This is a genomic window from bacterium, from assembly GCA_028820935.1.
GTDB lineage: Bacteria > Actinomycetota > Acidimicrobiia > Spongiisociales > Spongiisociaceae > Spongiisocius.
Map to the genome: position 1 here is coordinate 175,894 of JAPPHZ010000029.1, position 18,435 is coordinate 194,328.

Consider the following 18,435-nt stretch of genomic DNA (forward strand, 5'->3'; position numbering starts at 1 on the left):
GACCCTCGATGGCCCGTGGTGCCCTGGCATGCGGTCTTGTTGCCGAGTTTCGGGCCAACCGGACATTTTTCAGTACCCTCCCAGTGTCGCCGCCACGGCCAGGTACACGCGGGCGGAACCGGCCAGATGGTCGATCCAGACCCACTCGTCCGGGGCGTAGTACCAGGCGCCCACGCCGTAGACGACCGTTTCCAATCCGGCCGCCGCCAGATCCGCCGCGTCGGTGACGAACGCCTGGCCGGGCAGTTCGTTGGTCACTCGCGGGGCATGGCCGACGATGGCGGTCTGCGCGGCCGATATGGCATCTACCAAGGCACCCGACGTGGCTCCCAGGAAAGGCTGGTGTAAACCGATGATCCGTACCCGGTGGCCTACGTCGTCCGGCACCACGCTCTGGACGATGTCCAGGATCTCCTGCCTGACCGTGGTCCGGTCCATCCCCGGGACATACCGGAGATCGCCGGTGATGGTCGCCGACTCTGCCACGGCCGCAGGCGAACTGCCGGCCTTGAGTTCCCCGATCAGCAGGCGGGGCAGGTCAGGTAGCCGGGGTTCCGGTTGGTGCGCGAACTCGTGGTCGACGAGCTTGTCGTAAATTGCCGCCGCAGGGCGGAGGGTATCGACGGCCGACTCCATGCGGGACACGTGCGCGGGAGACCCCGTCAGGGTAATCTCGAACTTGAATGCCCCCCCGTTGGCGGTGTGGATGTTCAGATCCGAGGGCTCCCCGCAGATGCCGTAACCCTCGCCGGGTCCTTCGGTGGCCAGCGCGTACTTCGCGCCGAGCCCGATGCCGTCGTGATACATCGTCGCGTGCAGGATCAGGTCACCCGGAAGTCGGCGGAATCCGGCGGCGGCTTCCACGGCAGCCACCATCGCCGCTACCCCTCCGAGCATGTCCGTGATGCCTCCGCCGTACAACCTCCCGCCGGATTCCCAGGGGCTGTGGGCGCTGTGGGTCCAGTCGGAGGGGTACACCCCGGCATCGATGTGACCCTGCAAGACGAGAGGTGGCCTTCTCCCCTCGCCCCTTACCCGCGCTATCACGTTGGGTCGGCCGGCTACGACATCCGCCACGTGAACGTCCGCCCCGGCGCGCTCGAGGGTCTCGGCGATGATCTCGGCTCGCGGACCCTCGGCCTGGGGATCATCCGACGGGACGCTGCACAGTGCTCGAGCGATCTCGACCACCCGCCGCGTCTCGACGGCGGCGGCGGCGCGTTCGAACCGGTGGTTCATGTTCTCTCCCTTTCGTCCGGAGCGCTTGGCGCGCTCGGCGAGCCCTCGTAGAAGTCGATCATGGCAGCGGCCACCGCCTCGGTTCCGACCTTCAGGAATGTGTGGCCCAACTCCTCGGATGCGGCGGCCGGGCTGTCGGTGAATCCCTCGGTCTCCTGCCAGCTTCCCGGACGTTCGACCCGCACCGGCACGTCAATGGAGCCGATCGAGGAGACCCAACCAGGCCGATGGGGTCGGGGTTCCCGCACCAGGGAAGGATCCAATGCCAGCATCAGCGACGTCTCGAAGGCGCCCGCATGGCCCGGCAGGCGTCCGATGTCGCGGGCGCCCGCCGCCGCGAGCTCCTCAGCCGCCAGCTGCCACCACGAGCACGCCGCCACTTCCATGCCCTCCTCCAGTGCGAGATCGCGAGCGGCCAGACCGATTACCTCGTGGTTCCCGCCGTGGCCGTTGACTATGAAGAGGCGGCGGAAGGATGCGTGGGCGATGGACCGCCCGATGTCCATAAGGACTGACAGGAATGTGGATGCCGTGAGCGACAGGGTGCCGCCGAACGGTATGTGGTGGGGAGAGGATCCGTACCAGAGGGTAGGGGCCACCGACACGGGGAACCGGTCCGCCACCATCGCCGCCGCCGAGCGGGCCACGTATTCGGCGCCCATCGAGTCCGTGCCGACCGGCAGGTGTGGTCCGTGCTGCTCGGTGGCGCCCACCGGCAGGACCAGCACACCGTCCCGGGCAATCGTCCGCGACTCGACACGCGTCAACTCGGCGAAGAGCAGTTTCACCGGGAACTCTTAGCTTGGATGGTCAACGTTCGCACCGCTGCCACCCGGAATACTCGGAACGGGTGCATGCCCATCGACCTGGAGCACGCACTCACGACACGACCGGGATACCGAGCCCGGCCGCATGAGGCTTCGACTGGACCGAGGCCGGTCTCTCCCGTTGTAGCCACTCCAGGGCGATGGCAGCCCGGCGTACCTTCTCGCGAGCGTTGGCGATGGCGGTGCCCACGGTATGACCTCCGGATGGGTAGACGCCGCCGGCGTTGGCCAGGCCCATCTTTGCATGCAGCGGAGCCCCTACGGCCACGAAGTCGGCGATCTCGTGCCCGCGGACAACGGGTCCCATGCTGTCCGGGGTCTCTAGATAGAGGTCGATCGGTATGGATGCAGCCGACCTGATTTCCCAGAGTTGCTCCAGCGTCACGTCGGCGGGGATGTTGACCGACCCGGCGCCGATCTCCTCGAGCATGCGGATGGATGCCGGATTCGAGACTCCCATGTAGGCCGAGATCTTCCATACCGTCTCGCTCGGGAGGTCGCCATCACGCTGCATCCGGGTGAGGACCGCCAGCAGGCCCAGGTCACCCACTAGAAAGCTGCGGATCCCGGCTTCGGTAGCCCTGAAGATGTCCGCCGCCGCGTACCGAAGCTGGCGCATGCCTCTGATCTGGGCGAACTGGCTGCGCCCGTCCTCCGACCGGCTGAAGGCCCCCACGTCATAGCCGGCTTTGGGTCCGGTGAACAGGCACACCTCGAGGCCCGTCTCGGCGCCGATTGCGGCCATTTCCCGGATTTCGCCCTCCTCCAGCAGCATGCCCCCGCTGCCCTGAGAGACGCGGTTGACGGTGAGGTCGTAGCGATCGGCCTGTTCAACGACTGCCGCTAGCACCCTGGGGCCCTCGACGCTCGGGATCTCGATCCGATACTCGGCGCCGTCGGGGAAACGGCGGTCACTGTCCACCGGCTTCCGTGCGGCGACCAGTCCCTGCCGGCGGAGCGCTTCTTGTATCTTCATTCAACCCTCCACAGGTGTTGCGCGCGTCGCAACGGCGTTGCGTGGCATGATTATTGGAGAATTGCCTGGTGGCGTCAACCAGGCGCTTGTGAGGCATGCACAGCACCCAACCGCCCGAGGCGTCTCAGGCGGAAGCGGCATGCCCGGAAGGAGGTACACGTGGAGCCCGTCCGCTGTGGCGTGGTGGGTGTCGGGATGATGGGCTCGGTTCATGTCCAGGTCCTCGACGCGCTGCCCGACGCAGATCTGGTCGCATGTTGCGACCTGGATCCGGGCGTTACCGACAGGTTGCCTTCCGGGGTGCGTTTCTACACCGATCTGGATCATCTGCTGGGAGGCGAGAGTCTCGAAGCGGTCTTCGTCTGCACCCCTCAGGAGCATCACCTCGCGGTGGTAGGCCGCTGCCTGGAGGCCGGACTTCCGGTTTTCTGCGAGAAGCCGATCGCTCATGACCTGAACGACGCCGATGCCATAATCGGGATTGCCCGGAAGGCGGGCGGACGGCTGGCGGTGGGACACACGATGCGTTTCGAGCCCGACTACGTCGCTCTGGCCAGGAGCGTGCACAGAGGGGACATCGGGGATCCGGTCAGCTTGAGCGCCCGGCGCAACGTGCCGGCATTCGAGGGGCGCCTCCTGGCACACCGGACGACGCTGCCCGTCGAGGTGGGCGTCCATGACCTCGACCTGCTCCGGTGGCTGGCGGGGGACATCGCTCGGGTTCAGGCCATGCCGGCGTCCACCGCCTCGCTGGGGGAGGGCGCGGTGGACGCGGTCGTGGCAACCCTGCGTTTCGCGGGCGGAGCGGTCGGGTCGGTGGAGTTCAACTGGGTCATGAACCACCGCTCCGGGCTGGCGGGGGACTACCGGCTGGCCGTCTTCGGCACACGCGGGGCCGGATACGTCGAGATGCGCGATCCGGTGACCAGGGTCTATTCCCTCGAGGAGAATAGGTGGCTCAGGACGCACGGTGCGTTCGACGTGGGTGGCACCGTGGCGGGTTCGGTCGCCATCGAAGACCGCCACTTCCTGGGCTGGGCCCGGGGCATCCGGGAGTGGCCGGTGTCCTTGGAGGACGCCAGGGCGGCGCTGGAGGTAGCACTGGCGTTGGACGAGTCTTCACGGAGCGGTGAGCCGGTGGATGTTTCGTAACAGTCGTCCCTGAAAGGAGAAAGCTGTGAACTACTCGGTGAGGGTCCTGAGCGTGGGCGAGTCGCTGATCGCGGGACCCGAGGTCTTCTGGATGAGCCACTGGGACAAGATGTACCCGCTGGGGTTCAACGTGACCTTGATACAAGGGGGAGGGATAACAGCTCTCGTCAACACATCGCCTCCGGACGACACCACGATGGTCGAGGAAGGTTGGCCGAAGATGCGGTACCTCCACGACGCTCCGAAGGGTGATCTGAAGAGGCAGCCGGAGCACTACATGACCGGTGCCCTCAAGACGGTCGGCCTGACGCCCGATGACATCACCCACGTCTTGCTGACCCCGTTGGAGCTCTATACCACCGGGACTCTCCACAAGTTCAGATCGGCCCGGATCTGCATCGCCAAGCGGGGCTGGATCCACTTCCACACCACCCATGACCACCCCCACGACGACCGCTGGCGGTCGATTCCCAGGGACACCCTGGTGGATCTCGTGACCGACAGTTGGGACCGGGTGCGCCTGCTGGAGGACGAGGACCAGCTCGCTCCGGGCCTGCGCACCTGGTGGTCGGGGGCCCATCACCGGGAGTCGATCGTGGTGGAGGTGGACACGGCGGTCGGAATGGTCGCCATCTCCGACTCGTACTTCTTCTACGAGAACGTGGAGGATGGCGAGATGCTGGGGTTGAGCGAGAACATGTACGAGGCGCTCGACTGCTACGCGAGGGTCCGGGCGACGGCTCGGCACATCGTCCCTATCCACGATGTGAAAGTCTTCGACCGCTATCCGGGCGGGGTGATCGCGCCATGAACCCGCCGACGTCCCGGCCGTTACACGGCATGGACCATGGTTGATCGCAAGAGGAGGTGATTCCGTGATAGTCGATGTCCACACCCACATAGGCTGGTACCCGGATCACTGGTCGGAGGAGGCGGCCCAGGAGGCCCTGGCATCCAAGCTGGTCAAGATGAAGCAGTCCGGGGGTGAGGTCCACAGCGCCCACCTCGACCTGCATTCCTACGATTCGCGGCCCGCGGACCATTGGGAGGCTGCGGGACCGGCCGACAAGGTAGTGGTGTTCGGGATACAGGCGGAGCCCACGGGGATCGTCGTCCCCAACCGGCTGATCGCCGAATACGTGGCGACCCATCCGGACAAGTTGATCGGCTGGGCGTCCGTGAACCCGACCGCGCCGGACGCCATCGACCAGTTGACCCACTGCGTGGAGGACCTAGGTTTGGAAGGCCTGAAGCTCGGTCCCACCTACCAGCATTTCGATCCGACCGATCGCGCCTACTGGGACTTCTTCCGCAAGTGTGCGGGATACGGCATCCCGATCATATGGCATCAGGGCACTACCTTTCCCAGCCGCGCCAGGCTCCGTTGGGCCTTGCCCCTTCAGCTGGAGGACGTGGCCATGGCGTTTCCCGAACTGAGGATGATCATCGCCCATCTCGGCCATCCTTGGGAGGAGGATGTCGTCGCCCTGATCCGCAAGTCGCCCAACATGTACGCGGACATCTCGGCTGTCCACTACCGGCCGTGGCGTTACTGGCAGGCGATGGTCACCGCCATGGAGTACGGAGTCGACCACAAGCTGCTACTTGCCTCCGATTACCCCTCCGGCACCATCAACAACGTGATCAACGGCCTCAGACATATCAACGACATCGTCGAAGGCACCCGGCTCCCGACCATTCCCGAGGAGATCCAGGACGCGATCATCTACGAGAACTGGCGACGGCCCTTCCCGGACTGGGAGTGACCGGCCCGAAGGCCGGATTCAACCTTCTGCCGCTGGGGTATCGAGGATCGAGAAGTCGTACATGCCGACCTGGGCATCCTTGACGTCCCTCGGTATCTGGTAGTGCGAGGGTGGGTTCCCGTCCCGCTCCATGGTTCCGGGATCCCGGCCCAGGAAGTCGTGCAGGACGCCGCCCGAACTATGGCGGGGTGGGGGGATGCCGAGCACGTGCGCGATGGTCGGGGCGATGTCCTTGAGCCAGGCGGGACCCAACAGATCCGGATCCCTCCGGTACCCGCGGCCGGCGGGACCTCCCACCATCGCCAGGATCGCCATGTTCGACGAAAGAGAAGTGGAGGCGGTGGGGAGGACGTGGCCGTGGGCGGCGGTCTCCGGTGGGGGATGGTCCGAGAACACCGGCGATGGCGCGTCGCCGTGCCAGTGGGGCGCCACGTCGCTCTCTATCGCCGCGTCGATGATCTCGGAGTCGATGTGGGCTTCCGTGTCCCATACGTAGCCGGATTCCAGGATGACCAGGATGTCACCCGCGTCGGGACCGTACCACCCGAGCAGCGCGGCCTCCCGCTTCGGTAGCGCCAGCGCGATCGGGGTCTTGCCGGTACCGGGATCGACCAGGGTGCGAAGATCCCGGATCACCTCTGCCATCACCGCCCCGGCCTGCTCGGGCTCAAGCGCCGGGTTGAGGCGTATCTCCGGTGCGTTGAGGCGGTCGGGGACGTAGACCTGGGTCCGGTCCCAGTCAGTGTTGCCCTCGTCGATGGAGCCATCCGCGTCCACGAGCACCGTCCGTCCGGTCTCCACGAAGTAGCGGCGGAAGTTGATCATCCGGTCCACGGGCAGGTTGCCGTGGTCGGCAACCAGGATGAGCAGGTCGTCGCCTTGGAGGCCTTCGAGGACGATGCCGAGCGCCTCGTCGATCATGTCCAGAGCGTCGTGGATCACCTCCAGGTGTTCTTCCGCTCCGTCTGCCCGGTAGTGGGGCCACTCGGGGTCCACGTGCCCGAGGTGCAGGTGGTTGACCCAGTCCAGCCAGTGCCAGTGGAATCCCACCAGCGAGCACCCGTGGCGGTCCAGCAGCTCGAGCATGGCGCGGGCGAACCAGCGGATCTGGTAGCGGGCCTCGTCGGCCATGGTTTCGTAGTCGGCCGCGCCCCCGAGCGCGGCGATCTCGCTGACGTGTTCCTGGTAGGGCCCGAGCTGCCGGGTGAGGGCGTCGAGAATCCAACCGGGTTCGGAAGGTCCGTTGACCGGCAGCACCTGGCTGCGCCACAGGTGGAACTCTCCGGTGCGTGGGTCGCAGCGGATCAGCCGTATCCGCGTCCGTCCGTCAACGGAGGCGACCGGGACCACGAACCAGTCGCTCCATTCTCCCGCGGAGGTGGCGGCCAGCAGGTCGTTCCCGTCGCGGGAGAGGCTGAGCACGATGCGGTCGTACCGGTCATCGCCGGTGACGGCGAACGGCACCTCGGTGACGGCGGCGCCCACCTTGGCGACTATCTCCAGCGTGCCGGTCCGGGGCTCCAGACCGCCTCCGAGATTGGTCCATCGGGACTGGGACTCGAAATCGACCCGGCGGGAGATGGGGAGGTAGGCGTCGGTGCAGTATCCCTGACCCGACACCAGTTCGAAGGGGGTCTGGCCGTAGTCGGGCAAAGCGCAGCCGTCGATCACGAAGCCGTTCTCCAGGCGGGACGGCCACGATGCCGGGTAGTGCACCAGCCCGACCTTCAAGCCGGCCCGGTCGGCGGCCTCCCACAAGGTCTCGCTCTTCAGCGCCGAGGAGTGGAAGCTGGTAAGCCATCGGCCATCGGGCAGGGACACCTCCCAGCTGATCACTCCGTGCGCGCCGGGATCCGCCCCAGTGGCGATGGTGGCCCAATTGGTGGGTGTCCAGGCGGGCCAGCAGGGGATGGCTTCTGACACCGCACCTTCACCGTGGAGGACCCGCTCCAGGTTCGGGTAGGTACGCAGGCCCATCAAGTGCTCGGTGAGGGGCAGGATCATCTGGTCGATCCCGAAGAGCAGCACCCGCGTCATCGCACGGCCCGGCGGGCGCGGGAAGGTGAGGTCACGAGAGGAGCCGTTCGAGGACGTTCCGGGTCACCTTCGAGACCTGGTCGTCGACCGCGATCGAGCAGGTGTAGGAGATCGAACCCACCGAGAAGACCTCCCCACCGCTCGCCGTCCGATGATGGACCATCTCCGCTCCGCCGCCGTCGGGATTGGTTCCCTTGGCGATCAGCCTGATTCCGGGCGGGGACGAGGGTGTCCGCTTGTCGGTCTCGTGCCCGGACGCGCCGCCGGGCGCCCGCCGGTCGAGCGACTCCGTGCCGAAAAGGTCACCTTCGGCGAGGCCGGTACCTGCCAGGGCCCAGTGCGACGGGTCGATCACCTGGTAGGGGGCGCCCGTCTCGTAGCCCGTGTGGGTGGTCACCACGCCGGTCAGGTGGGCTTCTGACTCGTGCCGGGTCCCGAACCGGCTCTCGTAACCGGGCGGGCGCTTGCGGTGGTCGTTGTTCCGCACGGTGATCGTTGTCCGGTCCAGGAACTCCACCTCGCAATTGAGGCTGTTGCCCCCCAGCACCATCAGCTTCCCGCCGCCGTCAAACACCCACGACTTCACCTGGTAGTACATCTTGGCCGACCAGTACTCGGGATGGGTGCTGACGATCAGCACCTCGTAATCCTCAAGGGGCATCTCGTCGAAATGCAGCTGCGTCTCGGCGTAGTAGTCGTAGCCGAACCCTTCCCGCTCGAGCCATCCGAGCAGGCGCCATTCGGCGGGCGCGACGTGTTCCTCGCCCCGGCGTTCCATGGGATCGGTGATGGAACCGTGCTCGGATGTCATGTTGAGCGGCTCCGGGCGGTCGAACGACAGCGGGTCGTACTCATCCGCTATCCACGGCTGGAGGGCAGGGTCCGTGTAGTACACCTCCTCCTGGCGGAAGTTGTAGTGAGGCCGGGGAGAGAGCTTGATGGCGGATACGTAGTTGCTGCGCCCGCCGTAGTGGTTGTAGCAGTTCCAGTTGATGTTGGACGCGAGGACGGCGAGCGGGTGCCGCGGTTTCCGGGGGGCCACTATCCACGGGAACGAGAAGAAGGCGCCGGTCGCGTCCTTGGCGTGGAAGTAGTAGAGACCCGATCGCTCGGGCGCCTCCACGTACACCCTGGGGTCGACCTCGGGGAACGAGTAACCGTGGTCGCTCCACTTCACGCCCTTCTGGGTCAGGTCGCCGTCCGGGAGTATCTGGGCATAGGCGCCGCGAGGCTCGTCATCGAAGTGACCCAGCTTCGAGATGAACTCACGCTCCCACCCGTACCGCCAGAGGCTCACCACCGAGTTGTACGGCGAGTGGAGGCGGACCTGACCCACCTCCCCGGATCTCGTCCACTTGGGCCACACGTAACCGCTGAGGTTGTCCGACAGCAGCCGGAAGTGGTGGATCCGGCCCTCCACGACCTCCATGTCGACCCACTTGGGTGTGAAGCCCGGGCAGGTCAGGTAGACGCGGTAGGCGCCGGGTTCCACGCCGGCATGAATCGATCCGGATGCGCGGGAGCGGGCCCTGACCGAGGTCTTACCCCTCGTGAACTCCACATCGACGTTCGGGATCGCGACGTAGAACTCGTCGCTCACGTATCCGACCAGCACCATCCACCTCCGCGGCTCCCACCGGAGCGCCGGCTCCGAGCCCTTCTCATTATGGCGGACAGCGCGCCGGCGGACCCGTCCGGAACGGTCCGGTATTACTGGACAGCTTCGTGTTTCCTGGTCAGGAGTCGGGCCGGGTTGGTGACCAGCAGCTTGTCGATCAACTGGTCGCCGACCTCGTAGGTCAGCTTCATCCTCGGTACGACCCGGGCGAGGACGTGGTTGTAGCCGAACCCGCCATAGCGGAGCAGGTAATGCTTCTTATGCATGTCCTGGGCCATGATCAACTGATCCTCGAAACCGTCCTCGGCCAGGGCGAGCATGGTCTCGAGCTTGGCCTGGTCGCTCTTGGACTTCCAAGTGGGTTCGAAGTAGCCGTCCTGGCCGAAACTGTCGAACCCCACCAGCGGTCCGCGCTCCAAGACGGCCCTGTGGTAGTCGAGATCGGTGATCTCGTCGAGGTGGGAGAGAGAGGTCCGGTCGAGGGGTTGCCCCTCCTCCTCGAGTATGTCGAGGATGCGCAGCACGACCTCCAGCGCAGGAGGGTGGCAGTGCACGTTGATCGCCGTGTCCGTCTCGACCGCGACGCGGGCGGAAGCCCGCAGGACCCGCTCCTCCACGTCGAACAGCGTCTCCGACGTGCCTATCTCTCCGATGATTCCCGGACGGATCGATGTACCTCCTATGCCTTCTGTCACCTCGCGCCGGAGGAACTCGGTCAGGTCGGACACGCTCATATTCTCCACCCACGGGGGATGCAGTGCTCGGACATAGAAGCCGGTACCGGCCACGATGTGGAGATCGAGGTCGGCGGACAACCGGGCCAGGGCCTCGGGCGCCGGGCTGAGGCCGATGGTCGTCAACTCCACGATCGTGCCACCACCCGCCCGCACGTACTCACCGACCTCCTCGGAGATCAACTCGTAGTCGTCATCGGGGCTCTGGACCAGATTCTGCCGGTAGGCCGACTGGTTCCAGCGGCTGATCCCGGCCAGACGCACCTCGAAGGGCCGGTCGGCGGCCTCGGAATCGATTATTTCAGGGGACGGACTCCAGGCATGGCGGGAGTCGACGAAGATGTGCTCGTGGGTCATGGTCGGGCCCAGCCCCGACGGGCTGATGGGCCCCCGGACTGTCATCACGTGCGGCATGGGCACCTCCGACACGGCCATCGTCCGCGCCATCCTATCCGGGGGCGCTCCATCTATGCCGAGGACGATCCTGTCCCGTGGATCGGCGGGCCCGGACATCCGAGCCTCTCAACTCGCGGAGGGTGATGTGAACCCGATGACCGTCCTAGCTAGTAGCGGACCAGGCTCCGGATGCCTTCTCCGATTTCGAACTGGTGGAGAGCGCCGTTGATGTCCTCCTGGTCGATCTCGGCGGTGATCAGTTCGTCCAGCAGGAGTTTGCCGGCCTTGTACAACTCGACATAGCGGGGGATGTCGAAGGCGGGCCGCAGCGAGCCGTAGTAGCAGCCCAAGAGCTTGCGCTCGTCGATCAGAAGGCCCATGTCGACGGTGAGTTCGGACCCGTACGGTGCGACGCCCACCTGCACGGCCGTGCCTCCCCGGCAGAGCGAACGGACCGCAGTGGCCACGGTCTCGGGATCGCCGATCGCCTCCACCGCCAGGTCCACCCCGAGTCCGCCGGTCATGGCGATGAGGGTCTCGGCCGTCTCCACTTCGGAGGCGTTCACCGTATGGGTGGCGCCGAAGCGTCGGGCGGCTTCGAGCTTGTGCTCGGCGATGTCGACTCCGATTATCTTCCCGGCGCCCCGCAGCCGCGCTCCCTGGATGGCGTTGAGTCCGATGCCCCCGCAGCCGATGACGGCGACGCTGTCGCCGAGTTGCACGTTGCCCGTGTTGACGACAGCTCCGACCCCGGTGGAGACGGCGCAGCCGATCACGGCGAGGGGCTCGAGGGGAACACCGTCCGGGACCGGGATCGCTGCCGGAGCCGGCACGGTCACCTCCCGAGAGTAGGTGGACAACATCATGCTGTGGCTGATCGTCTCGCCGTTGCTGCCCGTGAACCGGCTGGTCCAGTCTTGCAACCGCCCCTCCCAGGAGGGTCCGATCGCGGTCATGCACAGCGCAGGGCGTCCTGTGGCGCAGTACCTGCATGTGCCGCACGGCGCAACCCACGAAAGGACCACACGGTCGCCGACCTGGACGGTCGAGGGGCCGGGTCCGACGGCGGCCACGATGCCGGCTCCCTCGTGGCCGCAGATGAGCGGCAGGTTGACGGGAATGTGACCCTGCACCAGATGCAGATCGCTGTGGCACACGCCGCTTGACACCATCCGGACGAGAACCTCGTTGGCCTTGGGTTCTTCCAGTTCGACCTCTTCGACGACCAGCGGAGTGTTGAACTCGCGCAGCACCGCTGCTCTTGTCCTCATCCAGATCCTCCTTGCACGGAGCGCTGCCTGGGGCGTACCTCACGCCGCTGCTTGCGGACCTGAGTGGTCTGTCTGGCAAACGACTTGGCGTGCTCTGCTTGCCATCGACGTCCCTCGCTGCGTTCCGCCTCCTTGACGTACCGCTGCGGGTACGCCTTCGTCGGCGGGCCTTGCGAGGAACGCCGCTGCCGTCGCATTTCGCGCCGCCGCTCACCCGGCAGACCACCGGATAGCCTCCCGCAAGCGTAGGCGATGTCGCATAGCGAGGGAGGACTACTGAATGAGATACGGGATCGGCGCCGTCAACTCACTCCTGATCGATGACTCCACCGCCATGCCCGACATCTACCGGCTGCGGAAGACCGCGGCTACGACTTGCTGACCCTGATCGATCACGTCCTGCTCGCCGACCCGGCCGCTAGCCCCGATTATTCATGGATGGGGGTTTGTGGGGGAGCTCGGAATGGGTGCTTCGTGGTCCTGACCGGGGGCTATAGCCATTTGACAGCCCCATCTTCCGGCCGGGTGTGGAATCAACCGCCGGGTGAAGGGTGGCTGCTCGCGAACGATGTCGTTGAAGTGGCCTGAATCGGGTTGGTGTGCTGGGAACAGGAATAATCAGGACTAGTAAAGGACCAGGCTCCGGATGCCTTCTCCACGGTCGAACTGGTTGAGCGCGTCGTTGATGCCGTCCTGGCCGATCTCGGCGGTGATCAGTTCGTCTACCAGGAGTTTGCCGGCCTGGTACAACTCGACATAGCGGGGGATGTCGAAGGTAGGCCGCAGCGAGCCGTAGTAGCACCCGAGGAGCTTGCGCTCGTCGAGCAGCAGGGTCATGTCGACGGAGACCTCGGTTCCGTATGGCGCTATCCCGACCTGCACGGCCGTGCCGCCCCGGCGAAGCGAACGGACCGCAGTGGCCACGGTCTCGGGATGGCCGATCGCCTCTACCGCCAGGTCCACCCCGAGTCCGCCGGTCATGGCGATGAGCGTTTCCGAGGCCTCCACCTCCGAAGCGTTCACGGTATGGGTGGCGCCGAAACGTCGGGCCGCTTCGAGCTTTTCCTCGCTGATGTCGACTCCGATTATCTTCCCGGCGCCCCGCAGCCGCGCTCCCTGGATGGCGTTGAGTCCGACACCCCCGCAGCCGATGACGGCAACGCTGTCGCCGAGTTGCACATCGCCGGTGTTGACGACAGCTCCGACCCCGGTGGAGACGGCGCATCCGATCACGGCGAGGGGCTCCAGCGGAACATCGTCCGGAACCCTGATCGCGGCCGAAGCCGGCACGGTCACCTCCCGGGAGAAGGTCGACAGCATCAGGTGGTGGCTGATGGTTGTCCCGTCGGGGGCTGTGAAGCGGCTCGTTCCGTCGTAGAGTTGGCCCTCGTAGGAGGGTCCGATGGCGGTCATGCACAGGGCCGGGTTTCCTGTGGCGCAATAGTTGCAGTTGCCGCACGGCGAGACCCAGGAGAGGACCACCCGGTCGCCGACCTGCACGGTGGACGGTCCGGGCCCTACCGCGGTCACGATCCCGGCGCCCTCGTGGCCGCAAATGATCGGCAGGTTCACGGGGATATGGCCCTGCACGATATGCAGATCACTGTGGCATACCCCGCTCGACACCATCTCCACCGAGACCTCGTTGGCCTTGGGTGCTTGCAGCTCGACCTCCTCGACCACCAACGGGGTGTTGAACTCGTGAAGTACCGCCGCTCTCGTTCTCATTCCCGATCCTCCGTCTCCAGTGGTACCCGTACCGGAAGGTAGCCTCCTTAAGGCTACGGGATGCGGACTGGAGGAGCATGCAAAATGAAGTACGGGATAGGCGCCGTCAACTCACTTCTCATCGACGATCCCACCGCCATGCGTGATGTCGCCCAGGCAGCCGAAGGTCTCGGCTACGACTTCCTTACGCTGATCGATCACGTCCTGCTCGCTTACCCGGCCGCGGACGGGACGCCCCGGGCGCACTATCCGGCCCGGACCCCCTACCACGACATCCTGGTTGCTCTCGGGTATCTAGGGGGTGTCACGACCCGGATCGCGCTGCGTTCCGCAGTGGTGATCATGCCTCAGCGGGGTCCCGCGGTCGTCGCCAAGCAGGCGGCCGCTGCGGACAGCCTCTCCGGAGGGCGTCTCGAGCTGGGGCTCGGGATCGGATGGCACCTGGAGGAATACGACGCCCTGGAGGTTCCCTTCACGGAGCGGGGCCGGCGGATGGACGAGGGAATCGAGTTGATGAAGCTGCTCTGGACCCGGGACCGGGTCGACTTCGACGGGCGCTTCTACCGGGTTGACGGCATGGGAATGGAGCCGAAGCCGGTGACCCGGCCTCACCCGCCGTTGTGGTTCGGCGGCACGACCCCACCGGTTTTCCGGCGGGTCGTGGATCACGGTGTGGGCTGGTTGTCGAGGCCTGTCCAGACGGTGGAGGAGATCGGCGCCTGCTGGAAGGAGATCCGGCGTCTCGCCGGCGAGGCGGGTCGGGACGCGGACGCGCTCCGCCTCCACGTCTCGGTGGGCCTGGGTCCGGAGGAGACCACCGATCAGATAGTCGGCAACGTGCGCAGGATGATCTCGGTGGGAGCGACGGATGTCTCGTTCTTCACCAGCTACATGCCCGGCATCGAGTCCGCCGGTGACCACATCGCTCAGCTTGAGCGGGCCATGTCCGACGTTGTGCCGGCGGTGGACGCCGGCCCGTAGCCGCCTCCTCCACTGGTCTCCACCCTGATGATCGACCCGGGTTCCAGAGAGGAGGAGGTCTTCGAGGCTGTCGATACGACCTGCCCATCGGGCCCGAGGATCGTCACCCTGGTGGGGCGGGCGTCATCGCCCCCTCCCACCCCCTCCGGCCGGTGCTCCTCGATGGCCTGCTCGCAGTAGAGGGTGGCGATCTGGGGGACGTCGAGGATCTGGTACTCGCGACAGATCCCCAGGCCGCCGGGCAGCAGGCCCTCTCCGGACGAGTCCTCGACGAGTTCGCTCTTGAGTATGCGGACCGAGTACTCGGTCTCGGCCACCTCGACCGGTAGCAGCGCCACGTTGGACATGTAGGTGTCCACCCCGTCGATTCCCCTTCCGTGGTCATGCGCGCCGGTCCCGCCGCCCACCACCTCCATGAGCACCGCGGTCTCGCCGGTCTGGGGGGATCTGCTGCCGATCTGCAAGCCGAAGAAGGTGACGCTGCTGCTGGCCACTGCCCGGGCCGGCCACAGATCCGAGGCTGTCCGGATGAGGGTGTCGGCGACCACCTGGCAGGTGTTGTGCCGCACGGAGACCGCCGCTGGGAACCGCGGATTCAGGATGGTTCCCGACGGGCACGTGATGGTGACGGGCGCCAGCAAGCCGTCGTTGGAGGGGATGTCCAACCCCACCATGGTGCGGACCAGGTAGGCCACGCATGCCCGGGTGCTAGCCCAGGGCACGTTGAGCGCGCCGTCCACCTGGGGGGACGACCCGGTGAAATCCACGTGCAGCGCCCGGCCGGTCTTGGCGAGCCGCACGCGGATCGGTACGGGGGCGCTGCCGAGTCCGTCATCGTCGAGATGGCCGGTGCGTACGGCTTCTCCATCGTCGAGGTCAGCCAAGGCAGAGGCGGTCTGCCGGGCGGTCCGGTCGAGAATCTCGGCGAACGCGGCGCCCACCTGGTCGGGTCCGTACCGTTCCATCGTGCGCAATAGCGCCCTCTCTCCTGTGAGACAGGAGGCGTGCTGGGCCCGCAGGTCGGCCACCAACCCGCGGGGTTCCCGCACGTTGGCGGCGATCATCCGGACCAGGTCCCGGTTCTCCTCGCCCCCTTGGTAGAGCTTGATGGGCGGGAAGATCAGACCCTCGGCGAACAATTCCCGGTGGTGGGGCGCCAGCGTGCCGGGTGTGGGGCCGCCCAGGTCGACGTGGTGGGCCGTCGATCCGGCCCACCCGACCACCCGGCCGTCCGAGAAGACCGGCATGACCAGGTTCAGGTCCGGCGTATGCATGCATCCCATGTACGGATGGTTGAGCAGGAAGGCGTCGCCCGGCTGCACGTCGCCGGGGTCCGGATACTCGGCTCTGCAGGTCTGGACGGCTAGCGACATCGCTCCCAACTGGGCGGGAATCCGCTCGTCCTGAGCCACCGATTCGCCTCCGGGAGCGAAGATGGCGCAGCTGAAGTCCTCCATCTCCCTGATGATGGGGCTGTGGCTGGAACGCTTGAGGATCATCGCCATCTCGCGAGCGGCGTGGCGGAGCCGGCTGTGGATCAACTCGTAGGTGACCGGATCGAGGTTCTTGCTAGGAGGGTACTGAAAAATGTCCATCTGGCCTGATAGTAGGTAATGAAGACCCAGTTCAGGGGATCACGCGCCAACCTATCCCCGTCTTTTTCAGCACCCTCCTAATCGGCCGCCTCCCGGATGATCAGGTTCTGGTATCGGTCCACGCGGGTGGACTGCCCGTCGAGCACGACGGTCGTGGCGTCCGGTTGCTCGACTACGCACGGCCCCGCCAGCCGGGCGCCGGGACCTAGATCATCGCGCCGGTAGACGGGAACTTCGGCGGGACGAGGCATCTCGCGCAGCTTCATAAGGCGTTTCGCGACCGGCGTGGGGCTGCGGAAGGACTCGCCGGTGGGCCGGTCGGCGCCGACGGCGAGGGATCCGAAGGCGGACATCCGCAGGGTCACGGCCACCACGGGCTCATCCGATGTATGGCCATAAAGCGAGCCGTGGATGTTACGGAACTCCGCGCACACCCCTTCGGGGCTGAGCTCGGTGGACGCGACCGGGACGTTCAACTCGAAGCCCTGCCCCCGGTAGCGGCAGTCGATGGATGGCTCCACGCGGACTTGACGGTCCTCTATCCCGTCCGCCCGGAGCCGGGCACGTAGTGACTCCCCGGTCGTTTCGAACCACCGGGCGATGTCACCGATGGAGGAATTGTCGACGGTGGTCAGCACCGTGGCCGACTCGTCGATCCTGAGGTCCGTCGCCAGCAGGCCCGCCGCGGAGAAGAGGCCGGGGTGCCGTGGGATGACCGCCTCCGGCATGGACAGGTCCCTGATCAGCCGGCCGGCATGGAGCGGCCCGGCCCCGCCGAATGCCACCAGGGCGTACCGCCTGGGATCCTCACCTCGATCTATCGAAACTCTCCGGATGGCGGCCTCGAGATGGGCATTGGCGATGGCCAGCACGCCTTCGGCCGTGGCCTGCGGGTTCAGCCCCAGACCGGCGCCCACTCCGGCGATCGCATCGAGGGCCGCTCCCCGGTCCAGGGTGAGGCTGCCGCCCAGAGCGGTCAGCTCGCCGAGGGTGCCGGCCACCAGGTGCGCGTCGGTGAGGGTGGCGTTCCGACCCCCTCGCCCGTACGCGGCAGGTCCGGGATCCGCTCCGGCGCTCGCCGGACCGACCTTGAGGGCGCCCGACCGGTCGACCGCGACGATGCTCCCGCCTCCGGCTCCAGCCGAATGGATGTCGAGGGACGGGGACAGTATCGGGTGGGATTCGATGTGCCGCATCGGGGACACGGAAGCCAGCCCGTTCCGGATCAGGCAGACATCCGCCGACGTACCACCGATGTCGAGGGACAGCAGGTGCGTCCGCCCGGTGGCCGCTCCCAGGGCCACCGCTCCCGCGACGCCGGCCGCAGGTCCGGAGACCAGGAGCTTGTGAGCCTCGCCCTCCGCCCGCGCCGCCGGCACGCCTCCCCCGTTGGACTGCATAACCAGGAAAGTCCCGGGGATTCCGAGGTCCCGTATCCCATCCTCGGCTCGCTGCAGGTAGTCCCGGACCACCGGACGGAGCCCGGCGTTGACGGCCGTCGTTACGGTCCGGGGATACTCCCGGAACTCGTTTGCCACCTCGGAGGATCGGGAGACCGCCAGGCCCGGACACGCGGCCTCGAGGGCGTCGGCGAGCGTGCGCTCGTGGCTGTCGTCCAGGTAGCTGAACAGGAAGGAGATGGCGACCGCCTCCGGATCCCGTGACGCGACCTCGTTGACGGCTCTGCCGGTCTCCGATGCCGTGAGGGCCCGGACGGTTCCGGTTGCGGTGACACGTTCGTCCACCTCGATCCGATCACCGCGCGGAATGAACTCCCTCGGGCGGCTCTGGCGCAGGTCGTACGCGTCGGGACGGGAACCCGAGCGATAGGTCAATATGTCGCGGAATCCCTTGGTCGTGAGGAGGACAACCCGGGCCAGCATGTCGTTGATGACCGCGTTGGTGGCGATGGTGGTGCCGTGGAACACCAGGGACACCTCCTCGAACGCCATCCCGCGACGGCCGAGAGCCGAGAGGGCGTCGAGCAGGCCCAGTGCCGGATCGGCGGGGACGGTGGGCACCTTGGCCGTGAGCCGCTGCCCGATCCCGTCGTCTGCGACCACGTCGGTGAATGTGCCACCGATGTCGATGGCGACGGTCCATGTCATCCGCAGG

14 protein-coding genes are annotated in these 18,435 nt (G+C 66.5%); 4 read left to right on the forward strand and 10 right to left on the reverse strand.

All coding sequences use genetic code 11. The features are described 5' to 3' along the window. Positions 1-69: 69 nt before the first annotated feature. From OXM57_06925 to OXM57_06935, 3 genes are all read right to left on the reverse strand, one after another. Positions 70-1,239: a M20/M25/M40 family metallo-hydrolase gene (locus OXM57_06925; protein ID MDE0352408.1), complete on the reverse strand. Its 1,170-nt coding sequence runs from the start codon at positions 1,237-1,239 to the stop codon at positions 70-72. Next, positions 1,236-2,027 (reverse strand): creatininase family protein, encoded by a 792-nt coding sequence (locus tag OXM57_06930; protein ID MDE0352409.1) that lies wholly within the window; start codon positions 2,025-2,027, stop codon positions 1,236-1,238. Before OXM57_06930 ends, OXM57_06925 begins: the two co-directional genes overlap by 4 nt. 91 nt (positions 2,028-2,118) lie before the next feature. After that, complete coding sequence (locus OXM57_06935; GenBank protein MDE0352410.1) at positions 2,119-3,042, reverse strand: U32 family peptidase; 924 nt, start codon at positions 3,040-3,042, stop codon at positions 2,119-2,121. A 159-nt stretch (positions 3,043-3,201) separates the two neighbouring features. Between OXM57_06935 and OXM57_06940 the strand changes: the two genes are divergently transcribed. The 3 genes from OXM57_06940 to OXM57_06950 all read left to right on the forward strand — a co-directional run bounded on the left by OXM57_06940 (position 3,202) and on the right by OXM57_06950 (position 5,960). Then, positions 3,202-4,194 carry a Gfo/Idh/MocA family oxidoreductase gene (locus OXM57_06940; GenBank protein ID MDE0352411.1) on the forward strand — a complete coding sequence of 331 codons (993 nt, stop codon included), beginning with the start codon at positions 3,202-3,204 and terminating at the stop codon, positions 4,192-4,194. A 25-nt stretch (positions 4,195-4,219) separates the two neighbouring features. Then, a complete protein-coding gene (locus OXM57_06945) occupies positions 4,220-5,005 on the forward strand; it encodes a hypothetical protein (GenBank protein MDE0352412.1) in 786 nt (261 codons plus the stop codon). Positions 5,006-5,069: 64 nt separating this feature from the next. Continuing rightward, positions 5,070-5,960: an amidohydrolase family protein gene (locus OXM57_06950; GenBank protein ID MDE0352413.1), complete on the forward strand. Its 891-nt coding sequence runs from the start codon at positions 5,070-5,072 to the stop codon at positions 5,958-5,960. An 18-nt stretch (positions 5,961-5,978) separates the two neighbouring features. On the opposite strand, the gene OXM57_06955 is transcribed toward OXM57_06950, so the two are convergent. The 5 genes from OXM57_06955 to OXM57_06975 form a co-directional block, all read right to left on the reverse strand. After that, positions 5,979-7,997 (reverse strand): alkaline phosphatase family protein, encoded by a 2,019-nt coding sequence (locus OXM57_06955; GenBank protein ID MDE0352414.1) that lies wholly within the window; start codon positions 7,995-7,997, stop codon positions 5,979-5,981. Between the two features lie 31 nt (positions 7,998-8,028). Beyond that, positions 8,029-9,615 carry a carboxypeptidase-like regulatory domain-containing protein gene (locus OXM57_06960; GenBank protein MDE0352415.1) on the reverse strand — a complete coding sequence of 529 codons (1,587 nt, stop codon included), beginning with the start codon at positions 9,613-9,615 and terminating at the stop codon, positions 8,029-8,031. Positions 9,616-9,707: 92 nt separating this feature from the next. Next, positions 9,708-10,784, reverse strand: coding sequence for a hypothetical protein (locus tag OXM57_06965; GenBank protein ID MDE0352416.1), 1,077 nt, complete (start codon positions 10,782-10,784; stop codon positions 9,708-9,710). 128 nt (positions 10,785-10,912) lie between these two features. Further along, positions 10,913-12,016: a Zn-dependent alcohol dehydrogenase gene (locus OXM57_06970; GenBank protein MDE0352417.1), complete on the reverse strand. Its 1,104-nt coding sequence runs from the start codon at positions 12,014-12,016 to the stop codon at positions 10,913-10,915. 624 nt (positions 12,017-12,640) lie between these two features. Continuing rightward, positions 12,641-13,744 (reverse strand): Zn-dependent alcohol dehydrogenase, encoded by a 1,104-nt coding sequence (locus tag OXM57_06975; protein ID MDE0352418.1) that lies wholly within the window; start codon positions 13,742-13,744, stop codon positions 12,641-12,643. Between the two features lie 84 nt (positions 13,745-13,828). Between OXM57_06975 and OXM57_06980 the strand changes: the two genes are divergently transcribed. Then, positions 13,829-14,725 (forward strand): TIGR03619 family F420-dependent LLM class oxidoreductase, encoded by an 897-nt coding sequence (locus tag OXM57_06980; GenBank protein ID MDE0352419.1) that lies wholly within the window; start codon positions 13,829-13,831, stop codon positions 14,723-14,725. Here OXM57_06980 and OXM57_06985 read toward each other — a convergent pair. Continuing rightward, entirely contained in the window at positions 14,671-16,320 is a 1,650-nt protein-coding gene (locus tag OXM57_06985; protein ID MDE0352420.1) for a hydantoinase B/oxoprolinase family protein, read from the reverse strand. The two genes, OXM57_06980 and OXM57_06985, sit on opposite strands and share 55 nt — an antisense overlap. 77 nt (positions 16,321-16,397) lie before the next feature. Next, positions 16,398-18,428 (reverse strand): hydantoinase/oxoprolinase family protein, encoded by a 2,031-nt coding sequence (locus OXM57_06990; GenBank protein MDE0352421.1) that lies wholly within the window; start codon positions 18,426-18,428, stop codon positions 16,398-16,400. Positions 18,429-18,435 lie beyond the last annotated feature (7 nt).